The sequence below is a fragment of the Ruixingdingia sedimenti genome, assembly GCF_031432425.1.
GTDB classification, from domain to species: Bacteria; Pseudomonadota; Alphaproteobacteria; order Rhodobacterales; family Rhodobacteraceae; genus Ruixingdingia; species Ruixingdingia sedimenti.
In genome coordinates, this window is record NZ_JAVKPH010000011.1 from 72,095 (window position 1) to 84,723 (window position 12,629).

The 12,629-nt window shown below is 70.5% G+C and carries 12 protein-coding genes; 9 read left to right on the forward strand and 3 right to left on the reverse strand.

Annotated elements, in window-relative coordinates:
• Positions 1-6: 6 nt before the first annotated feature.
• The gene (locus tag RGD00_RS11340; RefSeq protein WP_310457445.1) at positions 7-1,362 is read right to left on the reverse strand and encodes a beta strand repeat-containing protein; all 1,356 of its coding nucleotides are present in this window, start codon (positions 1,360-1,362) and stop codon (positions 7-9) included.
• A gap of 667 nt (positions 1,363-2,029) precedes the next feature.
• Between RGD00_RS11340 and RGD00_RS11345 the strand changes: the two genes are divergently transcribed.
• The 6 genes from RGD00_RS11345 (at position 2,030) to RGD00_RS11370 (ending at position 6,081) form a co-directional block, all read left to right on the forward strand.
• Positions 2,030-2,488 carry a curli assembly protein CsgF gene (locus tag RGD00_RS11345; protein ID WP_310457446.1) on the forward strand — a complete coding sequence of 153 codons (459 nt, stop codon included), beginning with the start codon at positions 2,030-2,032 and terminating at the stop codon, positions 2,486-2,488.
• A complete protein-coding gene (locus RGD00_RS11350) occupies positions 2,485-3,555 on the forward strand; it encodes a CsgG/HfaB family protein (RefSeq protein WP_310457447.1) in 1,071 nt (356 codons plus the stop codon). The genes RGD00_RS11345 and RGD00_RS11350 overlap by 4 nt, the downstream gene beginning before the upstream one ends.
• 129 nt (positions 3,556-3,684) lie before the next feature.
• Positions 3,685-4,185, forward strand: coding sequence for a hypothetical protein (locus tag RGD00_RS11355; protein WP_310457448.1), 501 nt, complete (start codon positions 3,685-3,687; stop codon positions 4,183-4,185).
• Positions 4,186-4,221: 36 nt separating this feature from the next.
• Positions 4,222-4,860, forward strand: a complete 639-nt coding sequence (locus tag RGD00_RS11360) for a hypothetical protein (RefSeq protein ID WP_310457449.1) — start codon at positions 4,222-4,224, stop codon at positions 4,858-4,860.
• A 1-nt stretch (position 4,861) separates the two neighbouring features.
• Positions 4,862-5,239: a curli-like amyloid fiber formation chaperone CsgH gene (gene csgH, locus RGD00_RS11365; protein WP_310457450.1), complete on the forward strand. Its 378-nt coding sequence runs from the start codon at positions 4,862-4,864 to the stop codon at positions 5,237-5,239.
• A gap of 41 nt (positions 5,240-5,280) precedes the next feature.
• On the forward strand, positions 5,281-6,081 hold the full coding sequence (locus RGD00_RS11370) for an SH3 domain-containing protein (protein ID WP_310457451.1): 801 nt from the start codon (positions 5,281-5,283) through the stop codon (positions 6,079-6,081).
• 24 nt (positions 6,082-6,105) lie between these two features.
• Here RGD00_RS11370 and RGD00_RS11375 read toward each other — a convergent pair whose 3' ends face one another.
• Both RGD00_RS11375 and RGD00_RS11380 read right to left on the reverse strand, forming a co-directional pair.
• Positions 6,106-7,446: a surface lipoprotein assembly modifier gene (locus tag RGD00_RS11375; RefSeq protein WP_310457452.1), complete on the reverse strand. Its 1,341-nt coding sequence runs from the start codon at positions 7,444-7,446 to the stop codon at positions 6,106-6,108.
• Positions 7,447-7,586: 140 nt separating this feature from the next.
• Entirely contained in the window at positions 7,587-8,261 is a 675-nt protein-coding gene (locus RGD00_RS11380; protein ID WP_310457453.1) for a hypothetical protein, read from the reverse strand.
• Between the two features lie 162 nt (positions 8,262-8,423).
• On the opposite strand from RGD00_RS11380, the gene RGD00_RS11385 reads away from it, so the two are divergent.
• The 3 genes from RGD00_RS11385 to RGD00_RS11395 all read left to right on the forward strand — a co-directional run bounded on the left by RGD00_RS11385 (position 8,424) and on the right by RGD00_RS11395 (position 12,559).
• Entirely contained in the window at positions 8,424-10,598 is a 2,175-nt protein-coding gene (locus RGD00_RS11385; protein WP_310457454.1) for a sensor histidine kinase, read from the forward strand.
• On the forward strand, positions 10,595-11,242 hold the full coding sequence (locus tag RGD00_RS11390) for a LuxR C-terminal-related transcriptional regulator (RefSeq protein WP_310457455.1): 648 nt from the start codon (positions 10,595-10,597) through the stop codon (positions 11,240-11,242). The genes RGD00_RS11385 and RGD00_RS11390 overlap by 4 nt, the downstream gene beginning before the upstream one ends.
• 135 nt (positions 11,243-11,377) lie before the next feature.
• A complete protein-coding gene (locus tag RGD00_RS11395) occupies positions 11,378-12,559 on the forward strand; it encodes an MFS transporter (RefSeq protein WP_310457456.1) in 1,182 nt (393 codons plus the stop codon).
• Positions 12,560-12,629 lie beyond the last annotated feature (70 nt).

Here is a 12,629-nt window from a genome sequence, read left to right on the forward strand (position 1 = left end):
AAACCGTTACTGTGCGATGGACGCGACGTTGCTGTTGCCGGTCTGGGCGAAGGTCGCGGTGTTGCCGCCGCCCGTCTGCGCCACGCCGGCCTGGTTCAGGTTGCCGCTGACGGTGCCGGTGATCGTGTTGCTGCCGCCGTTCTGGGCCAGGCCGAAGGCGTTGTCGTTGCCGGTGACGGTCAGGGTGGCGACGTTCAGATCGCCGGTCTGGTCGATGTTGCCCGACACGAGACCCGCCGGGATCAGCGCGCTGGTGAAGGCCGCGGTGGTGCCGTTGCGGTCGCCGGTGATGGTCAGGCTGGCGTTGTTCAGGCCGCCGGTCTGGTTCACGTTGGCGCCGTTGTCGTCGCCGAACTCGGAAACGCCGGCCGTGTTGTTGTCGCCCAGTTGCGCGATCGTCGCCGCGTTGTCGTTGCCCGACTGGCTGCCGCCGCCGATGTTGCCGTTGCCGGTCTGGGTGATGGCCAGCGCGTTGCGGTTGCCCGACTGGATGCCCGCGCCCGTGTTGTCGTTGCCGGTCTGGAACAGGCGGGCGGAGTTCTGGGTATCGCCGGTGCTGGCGCCCTGAAGGATCAGGAACTGGTTGTAGTCACCGCGCTGGTCGACGACGATCTGGTTGCCGCCCGAGCCGACCATCTTGGCGGTCGACAGCACCGAACCGTTGCCCGTGCCCTGCTGCCAGATGTCCAGCGTGGCGTGCGCACCGGGGTTCGGAACGTTGCCGGCGCCCGAGGTCGGATGTTCGGCATCGTTGTTGTCGCCGGTGATCGAGGCGTCGTTGATGGTGTTGTTGTTGCCCTGCTGGAACAGCTGCATGCCGCGGTTCCAGCGGTTCACCAGGCCGCTGCCGTTGCCGTCGCCCACCTGCGACGCATTGCCGATGGTGTTGCCGCTGCCACCCTGCTGCGTCAGCGCCATGGAGTTGCTGTCGCCCTGCTGCAACAGCGTGGTCAGCGTGCTGTTGGCGCCCGAGTTGCGCAGCACGGTGGCCTGGTTGCTGTCGCCTTCCTGCGTCGCGCTGCCGATATGGTTGTTGCCCGACGACCCGCCGGTATAGGTCGAGCTGAGGCTGTTGCCGTCGCCGGTCTGGCGCGCCGCGTCGATCACGTTGCCGCCCATCGCATAGGTGCCGCCGCCGGTCGCCTGAAGTTCGCGGAAGGCGTTGTTGTTGCCGTCCTGAAGGATCGGGTTCGCCGCCGTACCCACGCGGTTGCCGCCGGTGCCGGCCGCCTGCTGCACCTGCGCGGTGTTGCCGTCGCCCTGCTGGAGCAGATAGGCCGCGTTGTCGTCGTTGGCCAGCGCCCCCGTCGCCGCCAGGACCGCCGCACTGGTCGAGGCGAGGAAAATACGTTTCAGGTTCATTTCAGTCTCCTGGCAATAAACCGGCATGCGCCCATAGGCGTTCCGGCATGGATACACACCTGACCGGGCGCCCGGAGAGGCGCCTGGCCACATATTCCGCAGGGCTGGACTGGAACCGGCCTGCCGCCGAATTCCCATCACCAGAATCGTCCGTGTTGAAAACGGGCCCCCAGGCCACAAGACGATCCGCGCTCCCCCGAGGCAGAGTTAACATGCCCCCGAAGCGATTTCGACAGCCCTTGCCGGAAAAAGCCACAATTTTTCCAAAATTCGTGCCAAATTTTTGTCATTGCGGGGGGTGTCGGCGACAATCCTGCTGTTCCCGGCGTGATCCCGCCGTGGTTGGAAACGAGATGCTGCGCCGCAGCATGGTATTCCGCAATAGCCGCAAAACCTGCCGTTGATTATTGTGAATGGCCATACAACCTAAGATTGCATATCCATCGGATTCGCAATTCGCTAATTCGAATCAGGCGCCTTTCCTTTTGCCGCGCGGGGCGGGTGGGCGGTTGCCAATCCGCAACATCTGTGCAATTCCGGCGCAATCGGTTCGACTCGGGTAAATTCCGCATTGGCAGGCGGGCCGCGGCCTGCGATGTTCCGGTCCAACGGGCAGAAAAAGGCAATCGGGCAAACGAGTATTTTCATTCCGAGTAAGAGGACGCCGATGCGCAGACAGACATGGCTCATTGCCGCGTTCGCCGGGGCGGCGATGGCGACCGCAGGCATGGCGCAGGATCTTGTGTACCGCCCGGTGAACCCGAGTTTCGGGGGCAACCCGCTCAATTCCAGCCATCTTCTGTCGATCGCGGGGGCGCAGCGCACCGCGACCGCGCGCGACGCCCCGCGGGCCGGCACCGGCAGCGGCGACCCGACCACCCCCGACACCAGCGACGCCGACCTGTTCGTGCGCCAGTTGCAGGGGCGGCTTCTGTCGGCGCTGGCGGCGCAGGTGACGGATGCGATCTTCGGGCCCAATCCGCAGGACAGCGGCACCGTCACCTTCGGCACCACCACCGTCACCTTCGAACGCACGCTCGATTCCATCCGCCTGCTGATCGTCAACACGCTCGACGGATCGGTGACGGAAATCGTCGTTCCCCAACTTGTCTCGAGTGCCCCATGATCACGTTGCCCGCCCGTTTCCTGCGCCCTGCGGCGCTCTTGCTCGGTGCCCTGGCGCTGGCCGGCTGCGACGAACTGGTCAGCAAGTCGCTGGTCGAACATCCCGCCACCGTCACCCGGATCACCGAACAGAACCTGCAACTGCGCCTCATGCCCGCGCCGGCCCGGCGCATCACCGTTTCCGTCTACGACCTGCCCGATCTGACGGGGCAGTTCCGGGAACGCGACACCGTGCAGTCGCTGTCGCGCGCGGTCAGCCAGGGCGGCGGGCCGATGCTGATCAAGGCGTTGCAGGACGCGGGCGAGCGGCGCTGGTTCAGCGTGCTCGACCGCACGGCGCTGGACAACCTGTTGCGCGAACGCCAGATCGTGACGGAAATGCGCCGCCTCTACCGCGGCGAACAGGAGCCCGACCCGACCGCGATCCCGCCGCTGCACCATGCGGGGATCATCATCCAGGGCGCCATCGTCGGCTATGACAGCAACACCCAGACCGGCGGCTTCGGTGCGCGCTATCTGGGGGTTGGGGGCGACCAGCAATGGAAGCTCGACATCGTGACGGTGGCGTTGCGCGCGGTGTCGTCCGACACGGGCGAGGTGCTGGCCAGCGTCATGGTGGACAAGCCCGTCGCCTCGACCGCGCTGCGCGGCGGCATCTTCAGCTATATCGAGATGGACAAGCTGCTCGAGGTCGAAACCGGCGTGGCCGCGAACGAGCCCAAGCAGCTGGCGGTGCAGATGGCGGTGGAAAAGGCGGTGTTCGGCCTGATCCTCGAAGGCGCCGATGTGGGCATCTGGGACTTCGCCGACCGGAAGGCGGGGCAGGATCTGCTGAAGCTCTACCGGGCCGAGAAATACCGCGGCACCACCGTGCGCACGGATGTGAGCCTGGCGATGCCGCCCGATACGCGCAACCCCGCCCGCGTGGTGCCGACCCGGCCCGCCGCCCGGCCGGATCCGCGCACCAGCGCGCTGCCGCCGGTGCAGGAACGCGTGCTGCCCCCGGCCGCGACGGCGGCCCCGCCGGCCCCCCCGCCCGCGGCCAGCGCGGACGAGACCATCGGGTGATCCCGCGCCCGGCCCCCGCGGCCGGGCTTTCCGTTCCGGCCCCGGCTCCGGGGCCCGATTTTTCCTCTGCAACTTCACAGTTTGACCATCTTTCCTTCCGATCCTGCGCCAAAGGATCGGGAGGGCGACATGAGCTTGCGGGTTTGGGGACGGGGGCTGGCGGCTGCCGCGGCGGCGATGCTGGCCGGGGCCGTCGGGGCGGCGCCGCTGCCGCTGCCGGGCAACGACATCCTGCTGACCGCGATCGCCGGGGCCGACAACCTGCTGTTCATCACCCAGGACAATGCCGCCGCCGCCGTTCCGGGCGCCGCGCCGAACGGGATGCAGATCCGCATCGACGGCGACCGCAACGGCGGCGCCGCGGACTGGCGCGACCGGCTGATGGGGCAGGCGGGGCTTGCGGCGGGCGAACTGGTGCAGCGCGGCTTCGGCAACCGGCTGGACCTGACCGTGACCGGCAGCGACAACCTGTTCGCCATGTCCCAGACCGGCACCGCCAACCGCATCGCCGGCATCGTCACCGGCCATTTCAACCAGGCCGCCGTGACCCAGACCGGGGCGGGCAACAGCCTGAGCTTCAGCCAGACCGGCACCGGCAACATGATTGTTGTTTCCCAGGGCGGATGGTGATGCTAACCTGAGCCCGTAAGGGCGAAGAGGTGCGTTGTGTTCAGGTTTCCCAGTCTCGCTGTCGGCCTTGCCGTTGCCCTGGCCCCGGCGGCCTTCGCCGGCGACGGCAACAGCCTCGACCTTCTCCAGATCTCCAGCGGTGCGCTCGGCAACGCGCTCTATCTCGACATGGAGGGCGCGCGCGGCGCGCGGGTCGCGGGCGATGCAGCGGGCCTTCTGCCGGCCAGCCAGATCGGGTCGGGCAACCGCGCCGACGTGACCATCACCGGCAGCGGCGGGCAACTGGCGCTGATGCAGAACAATGCGCTTTCCGGCCTCGGCCTCGGGAACAGCGCCGAGGCGGTGATTTCCGGTCTTTACGGCACGGGCTCGATCCAGCAGATCGGCGACGGCAATGTCGCGGCGCTGAACCTTGCGTCGCCCGATGCGCTGAACCCGGCTTCGGGCAGCATCCTGCAAACCGGCATGGCCAATTCCGGCGCGCTGACGGTGCGGGGCGCCGGGGCCTCGGGCCTGTTGGTGCAGGTCGGCAGCGGCAACAGCAACGCCCTGACCGTCGAGGGCGCGGGCACCACCGCCAGCTATACCCAGATCGGCAACAACGCGGTGAACCCGCAGGGCGCAACCGTCGTGTCGAACGGCGGCAGCGTGGCGATCACCCAGTATTCCTTCTGATATGCGCGGGTTCGGGCGCATCGCCTGCGCGGCGGCGGGCCTTGCCGTCGCGGGCGCGGCCTGGGCGGGGCCACCGCCTGTCGTGCCGGTGATCGAGCTGACCCCGGGCGAGGGCACGTTGCGCATCGAGGGCTTCGTCCAAGGGGCGGGGCAGGGGGCGGGCGCCACCGTCACCGCCACGCTCGGCATCACCCATGCCGGCGCGGGCGGCGGCAGCACCATCCGCCAGTCGCGCCGGATCGCGCTCGACGGCAGCCGCGCCGCCATCGGCGCCACCAGCATCGGCTTCGGCCCGGAGTCGTACCTGAACGTCGAACTGGTGGTCGAGGCGGACGGCGCCGTCATCGCCCGCAGCCAGACAGAGATCGGCCGCCGCTGACCCCTTTCGCCCCCGCCCCCGAACGCAAGCAAGAGACCCAGATGCGCATCCCCCTTCTTCCTGCCCTGACCTTCGGCCTTCTGGCGCTGGCCGCGCCCGCCGCGGCGCAATCGCGCGCGCAGCTGGTCGAGGCTTTCGCGGGCGAATGGTACGTGTTCGACAGCCTGCTGGCGCGCGACGGCAATCCCTGCGCGCTGGTGTTCAGGAAGGATCCGGTGTCGGCCGACGGGCGCATGGCGGCGGCGATGCAAGGCTGCACCGACGCCATCGGCGCGATCGCGTCGTGGAGCGTCGAGGGCGGGGTGTTGCGGCTTTTCGATGCCGGCGACGAACAGCGCGCCGAACTGGGCGGCAGCCAGCGGCGCATCACCGGGGTGACGATGCCTGGCCAGAAGGGGCTGGTGGTGGAACGCGCCGGCGGCGACGGCGCGGCGCAGGACATCGCGATGGCGGTGCAGCGCCACCGCTGCTATTACGTCGGCACCACCGCCACCTGCGCGACCGGGGCAGAGCGCGCGCCCCCCGCCTTTTCCGCCGCCGGCGGACCGCTGGCCGAGATCGAGATGCTGGGCAATCTCGTCGTGCGCAACCAGCCCCGGCGCGATGCCAGCACCATCGGCACCATCCCGGCGGGCGCCTGCATCAAGGTCAACCAGTGCCTCACCGCCTCGGACGGCATCTGGTGCCGGGCGCGGTTCGGCGAGGTCACGGGGTGGCTGGCGAAAACCGCGGTGCGGCAGGGCGAATGGCCGATCATCACCTATCGCAACACCTGCCCTGCGCCCGCGGAAGCCGCCGACGCGGCCCCCGCCCCCGCCCCGGCCGCGAAACCCGCCCCCTGACGCAAGGGGCCGCCGGCGCAGCGGTCAGAACCGGGTCGTCAGCCCGACCGAGGCGCCGAGGTTGCGGTAGCGGTTCAGCACCACGGTGGATTTCTGCCTTTCCCAGTTGAGCCGCAGCACCGGGGCGAAACCGCGCCAGGACCAGTTCTGGTTGGTCAGTTCCGCCTGCACCATCATGCGGCGGTCGCGGCGTTCCACCCCGAACAGCGGGTGCAGCCCCTCGTGATCGTTGGCGTCCAGCAGGAGGTCGAGCCCCAGCCGCAGCCCGCCGTCGAAAAGGTACTGCCCGCCGATATTGACCCCCGCGCCCGTTCCCGACAGCCAGGGCCGGTCGCTCGACCGGTCCTCGATCCGCGCGCCGAAACGCAGGTGCAGGCGCGCGGTCGCCATATGGGTGAATTGCAGCGACAGCGCGGTGCGCTGCTGTTCGCCGCGCTGCGCGCCGTAGTCCAGCCTTTCGGTCAGCAACTGCCCCCAGAAGGTGGACCGCGCGCCGATGTCGCGGGCATAGCTCGCCGACACGCCCGTCCCGGTGCTGTAGAGCGTGGGGGTGCGCACAATCTGTCCGGCGGGCGTCAGCATCAGTTGCTTGTCGTTCAGCCAGCGGCGGGTGGCGAACACCTCTGCCGTCACGCGCTGGCCCTGATCGGCAAAGCGCAGCAACCCGGCCTCGACCCGCAGCGACATGTCGTCGGGCGCGCGGCTGTCGAAGAACCGGCCCTGCACGGAAAAGCCCAGCCGCCCGCGCAGATCCTGCCCCAGCCGCGGCAGCGCCGCCAGCCCGAAGCCGAGTTCCACCCCGTTCGCGGGCTGTTCGCGCGCGGCCGGGCGGATGCCCAGCACCCAGCCGCCCACCGTCACCCGTTCCGCCGCCGTGCGCCGGGCAGCGTTGCTTTCGGGAACGATGGCGAAGCGGAAATGCCCTTCCCAGTTCTTGCGGCGGTCGAGCGTGTCGATGCGCGCCTGCACCTGACCCAGCACATCGGGCGGCAAGCCCGCGCCGCGCGACAGTTCGAAATGATAGCGCGCGCGGTCGTCCTGCCCGGCCTGCGCCAGCGCCGCGGCCAGTTCCAGCCGATAGCGCACCTCCTGCGGGCGCAGCGCCACCAGCCGTTCCAGCGGCGCGATGGCGGCGCGCGGGCGGCCCTGCCGGCCATAGGCGAAGGCGAGCGCCCGGAGCCGGCGGATCTCGTCCGCCTCCGTCCCGGGGCGCAGGGGTTCGAGCAGGGCGATGGCGGTCTCTGCCTGCCCGGAAGCGGCGGCGCGTTCCGCGGCGGCAAGCGTGGCGGCGGCCGGATCGGCGCGCGCGGCCAGCGGCGGCAGCAGGCAGAAGATCAGCGCGGCAATCCACGGGCGCAGGGCCATCGGGCGGTCATCCGGTCTGTCGGTGGGGGCGGCGGGTCTGCCGATACACACCCGGGCCACGCGGGGTACACGGGCCGCGCAGCCCGGGGCGGATCGCGGGCCGGGACCCCAGTATCCCCGCCCGCGGTCAAATCCTGCGGTCAGTTCTGTTCCAGATAGAACGTGCCGCCGATGGTTGTATCGAACAGGGCCGGATTGGTGCTGCCCTGTTCGCGCGCGCCGCCCGAGACGGCGCCGATCATCGCATTGGCCCCCGGCCCGAAGAAGCTGCCGCCCATCAGCACGTTGACCTCGTTCACCGTGCCATCCGACGCGGTCAGGTCGCCGCCCATGTTGAACTGGAACGAGCCGACCTGGGTTTCGGGCACGTTCACCCCGCCCACATTCATCGCCGGGTTCACCACGCGCTGGATCGCACCGCCGCCGAGGGTGGAATCCACCTGCAACTCGCCGGTGAGGTTCTCGCTCTGCCCACCCTGCGTAATGACGAAGTTCGACGCCGTGCCCGAGAACGGGTCGGCGGTCTGCCCGTCGGTCCAGTCGACGGAAATGGCGAGATCGCCCTCGACCACACCGGTTTCGCCGTTCGACACCGTCGCGTCCGTGACATCGGCGCGCAGGCGGCCGGAATAATCGGCCTGCAAGCGGGTGGGCATGTCCGAGGTGGGTGCCCGGCCCGAAACACGGTCGAACTCGGCCTGGTAGTCGCCCCCACCGCCGCCGCCCCCACCGCCCCCGCCACCGCCGTTGCCCATGCACCCGGCGACGAGCGCCACCGCACCCAGGCTGCCCATCAGCCTCGCAAATTGTTTCATGTCTCTCCCCTGTACAAAACGGGCCGGATACCGGCCGCGACCGTTATGTGCCGCGACTTGCCGCAACGTCTCCCCCCCGTTCGGGGGGTGGGATTCCGTCCCCCCGGTGTTAAGCAACGAAAACTCTGGCCTGTCAGAGTTTTCAGGGCCAATCTGCAACCGATGCGCCATGTGTTGACCCCCGGTTCCGTCCTGTTTTCGGCCGTGCTTCTGGGCCTGGTTCAGGTTGGGCTGGTGGTCTGGCTGGCGACGCAGCAACCCTGGGCCGGCCTGTCGCTGCGCGCGGATCCCGGCAGCACGACGCTCAGCATCGCGCGTGTGGCGGGGGCGGGCCCGGCGGCGGGGCTGGCCGCGGGGGCGCCGGCCACCGCGATCGTGACCCCCGACGGGCGGCGCATCGTGCTGGAACCGGCGGATGTGATCGAGGAACCCGACATGCTCGGCAGCGTGCCCGCGCTGCGCCGTTTCTACGACCGGCAGGAGGCATTGGCCGGGGCGCTGGCGGCGGCGCGCGACGGCCCCCTGCGGCTGGAGCCCTCGGGTCAGGTGATCCGGCCCGCGCCCAGGCGCCCGGTGTCGGACCTGCCGGTCAGCTTCTGGACCCAGATCGGCGTCGGGCTGGCGGGGATCTGGCTGGGGGCCTGGGTCGCCTCGCTGCGGCTGCGCGAGCTTTCGGCCTGGATGTTCCTGCTGGCGGGATGGGGGCTGGCGCTGGCGGCGCATAGCGCGGCGCTTTACAGCACGCGGGAACTGGCGCTGCCGGCGGATGTGTTCGCGCTGGCCAGCCGGGTGAATGCCACCGGCACGCTGACCTTCGGCATCGGCATGGTGACGCTGTTCCTGCTCTATCCCCGGCGGGTGGTGCGCGGCGCGCTGACCGCCCTGCCGGCGCTGCTGATCGGGGGATGGATCCTGCTGATGCAGGTCGACGACTGGCCGCGCCATGTGCCGCAGATGCCGACGGCGGTGTCGGTGACGATGCTGGTGCTGCTGGCGGTGATCCTGGCGCAGGTGCTGATGGCGCGGCGCGACCCTTCGGCGCGGGCGATGCTGGGCTGGTTCGGCCTGTCGGTCGCGGTGGGGGCAGGGGCCTTCGTGCTGACGGTGATCCTGCCCACCGTGCTCGACCGTCCGCCGCTGGTGGAACAGAGCACGGGGTTCCTGTTCTTCCTGCTGATCTATGCCGGGCTCGCGCTCGGCATCGCGCGGTACCGGCTGTTCGATCTGGCGGACTGGTCGTTCCGCATCCTGTTCTATGTGGGCGGCGTGCTGCTGCTTCTGGCGCTGGACGTGGCGCTGGTCTACGGCCTCGCGCTCGACCGCGGGCCGGCGCTCGGCCTGTCGCTGGCGCTGGTGGGGCTGGTCTATCTGCCGCTGCGCGAACGCATGGCGGTCTGGCTGCGCCGCGACCGGGCGCTTTCGGCAGAGGATCTTTATGCCCGGCTGACCGCCGTGGCCCATGCCGTCACCCCCGAAGAGGCGCAGGCGCGCTACGAGGGCCTGTTCCGCGAGGTGTTTGCGCCGCTGTCCATCGCCCCCTTGCCCGACACCCTGTCCCCCGAGGTCCATCTGGCCGACGGCGGCGAGGCGCTGGAACTGCCGCCGGGTGCGGGGCTGCCGGGGCTGCGGCTGCACTGGGCGCGGCGGGGGACGCGGCTCTTTTCGTCGGCCGACAGGCGGCAGGCGGCGCTGCTGCTGACGCTGCTGCACGGGGCTATCGACCAGCACCGCCGCCATGCCGCCGCGGTCGAGGGCGAACGCCACCGCATCAACCGCGACATGCACGACAACATCGGCGTGCTGCTGATGAGCGCGCTGCACAGTTCGGGCATCGACCGCAAGGACCGCCTGATCCGCCAGACGCTGAGCGACCTGCGCGAGATCATCGCCAATCCCAGCCACCAGCCCTGGCAACTGCCGCGCCTGGTGGCCGACCTGCGGGCGGAAATCGGCGAACATCTGGCGGCGGCCGACATCGCGCTCGACTGGCAGGACACGGATCTGCCGGAGGTCACGTTGCGGCCCCAGACGGTGCACACGCTGCGCGCGATCCTGCGCGAGGGCACGTCGAACCTGCTGCGCCATTCGGGGGCCACGCGGGCGCGGGTGCGGCTGGCGGCAGAGGACGGCACGCTGGCGATCGAACTGGCCGACAACGGGCGCGGCCTTTCCGGCGAACCGGGGCAGAACGGCAACGGCCTGGGCAATCTGCGCGCCCGGGTGGAACAATGCGGCGGCCGGTTCGAGGTTGCGGCCGAACCCACGGGCACGGCGCTGCGCGCCCGCCTGCCGCTGCCCCCCTGTCCGCCCGACCCCGACCGGAGTCTTGCGGCATGAAACATGTGCTGGTCGTCGAGGACATCGCCGAAACCCGCCGCTGGCTGGCCGATATCGCCGCCACCGCCTTTCCCGGCGCGACGGTGGACAGCGCGGGGTCGCTGCGCGCCGGACGCGGGCTGCTGACGCGGACTTTCGACCTGGCGCTGATCGACCTCGGCCTGCCGGACGGGTCGGGGCTCGACATCCTGCGCCAGATCCGGGCGGCGGGCGAACCCACGATCTGCGTGGTGACGACGGTGATGGGCGACGACGCCAGCGTGGTGGCGGCGCTGTCGGCGGGGGCCGACGGCTATCTGCTGAAGGAAAACGAGGCTGCGGTGCTGATCCGGCAACTGGGGCAGCTGTCGATGGGCATCCCCGCGCTGTCCCCGGCCATCGCCCGGCGGATCATGGAACATTTCCGCTACACCGGCCCGGTGGCGGAGGCGGGCGCGACGCTGACCGACCGCGAAACCGAGGTGCTGGCGCTGATCGCGCGGGGCCTGCGCAATGTCGAGGTCGCGGCCCAGATGGGCATCGCGGAAACGACCGTCGCGGGCTATATCAAGATCATCTACCGCAAGCTCGGCATCGGTTCGCGCGCCGAAGCCGCCTGGCACGCCGCGCGCCTCGGCCTGAACGAACCGCCGATGCCGCGCTGATCCTTCCCGAAACCGCCCGGCGCCTGCCGCATGCCCGCAGCGGGGCGGCGGGCGGAGTACCATGCGGATGGGATATACGCCGGCCCCTGCGGCGGGCCTGATCGGCGCTGCTTTGCCCGAAGGAACCCGTCCCCGATGACCCGACCTGACGCCCCCCGCGCGCCGCATGCCATGCTCTGGGCGCTGATGACCGGCAATCTGGTCATCGGCACGGGGGTGATGCTGCCCTCGGGCCTGCTGACCGGGCTGATGGCGGATTTCGCCATCCCGGCGGAAACCGCGGGGCTGGTGGTGCTGGTGGGCGCGGTCGTCGTGGCGGTGGGGGCGCCGGTGCTGGCCTGGGCGACGACGCGGGTGGACCGGCGGCGGCTGCTGGTCGCGGCGCTGGCGATCTATGCCCTGGGGCATCTGGCCGCCGCGCTGGTGCCGGGGTTCGTGCCGCTCTTGGTGCTGCGGGCGCTGACGGTGGTGGGGGCGGCGATCTTTACCCCGCAGGCGGCGGCGACAGCGGGGCTGATCGTCACCCCGCAGCGCCGCGCGGCGGCGATCGCCTTCATCATGACCGGCTGGTCGCTGGCCCCGGTGGTGGGCCTGCCGCTGGGCAGCCTGCTGGGCGATGTCCTCGGCTGGCGCGCGGCCTTTGCGGGGCTGGCGGTCCTGTCGGCGCTGGCCGCCGTGGCGGTCGCGTTCACCTTGCCGCGCGGGCTGCGGGTGGAGCCGCTGGTGCTGTCGTCCTGGACCCGGGTCCTGCGCAGCCCGGCGCTGATGTGCGTGCTGGGGGTGACGCTCTGTTCGCTGGCGGGACAGTTCGTGCCGATGGCCTATCTGGCGCCGCTTTTGCAGGATGTGTTCGGCGCGGGGGCGGGGGAACTGGCGCTGGTCTTCGTCCTGCTGGGGATCACCGGGGTGATCGGCAACCAGGCCGCGGGCTGGCTGGTGGGCCGCTGGGGCGTGGGGCGCGGGGTGATGGTGTCGCTGGTCCTGATCGCGGCGGGGCTGGTGGTGACGGCGGCGGGGTTCGGGCGGTTCGAGCTGTTCCTGCTGGGCGTCTGCATCTGGGGCCTTGCCGCCTTCGCGGTCAATTCGTTGCAGCAGGGGCGGCTGGTGGTGCTGGCGCCGGCGCTGGCCTCTGCCACCGTCGCGCTCAACACCTCGGTGGTCTATCTGGGGCAGGCGGTGGGCACCGGGATCGGCGGCGTGCTGATCGCGCGCGGCGGCGTGACGGCGGCGCTGCCGCTGGCGGGGGCGGTGCTTCTGGGGCTGGCGCTGGTGCTGTCGGTGGTGGCCGCGCGGGCGCGGGCGCCCGCGCAAGGGTGACGGCATGCGGCTGCGGTTGACAATGCCGCGGGGGCGGCCTTTGCTGACGCCGCGGACCCGGCGCAGGAGG

Coding starts and splice junctions, on each gene's coding strand:
- RGD00_RS11370 (WP_310457451.1), top strand. CDS start 5,281: ATGCGCATCCCCCTTCTTCCTGCCCTGACCTTCGGCCTTCTGGCGCTG.
- RGD00_RS11395 (WP_310457456.1), top strand. CDS start 11,378: ATGACCCGACCTGACGCCCCCCGCGCGCCGCATGCCATGCTCTGGGCG.
- RGD00_RS11345 (WP_310457446.1), top strand. CDS start 2,030: ATGCGCAGACAGACATGGCTCATTGCCGCGTTCGCCGGGGCGGCGATG.
- RGD00_RS11385 (WP_310457454.1), top strand. CDS start 8,424: ATGCGCCATGTGTTGACCCCCGGTTCCGTCCTGTTTTCGGCCGTGCTT.
- RGD00_RS11340 (WP_310457445.1), bottom strand. CDS start 1,362: ATGAACCTGAAACGTATTTTCCTCGCCTCGACCAGTGCGGCGGTCCTG.
- RGD00_RS11380 (WP_310457453.1), bottom strand. CDS start 8,261: ATGAAACAATTTGCGAGGCTGATGGGCAGCCTGGGTGCGGTGGCGCTC.
- RGD00_RS11390 (WP_310457455.1), top strand. CDS start 10,595: ATGAAACATGTGCTGGTCGTCGAGGACATCGCCGAAACCCGCCGCTGG.
- RGD00_RS11355 (WP_310457448.1), top strand. CDS start 3,685: ATGAGCTTGCGGGTTTGGGGACGGGGGCTGGCGGCTGCCGCGGCGGCG.
- RGD00_RS11375 (WP_310457452.1), bottom strand. CDS start 7,446: ATGGCCCTGCGCCCGTGGATTGCCGCGCTGATCTTCTGCCTGCTGCCG.
- csgH (WP_310457450.1), top strand. CDS start 4,862: ATGCGCGGGTTCGGGCGCATCGCCTGCGCGGCGGCGGGCCTTGCCGTC.
- RGD00_RS11350 (WP_310457447.1), top strand. CDS start 2,485: ATGATCACGTTGCCCGCCCGTTTCCTGCGCCCTGCGGCGCTCTTGCTC.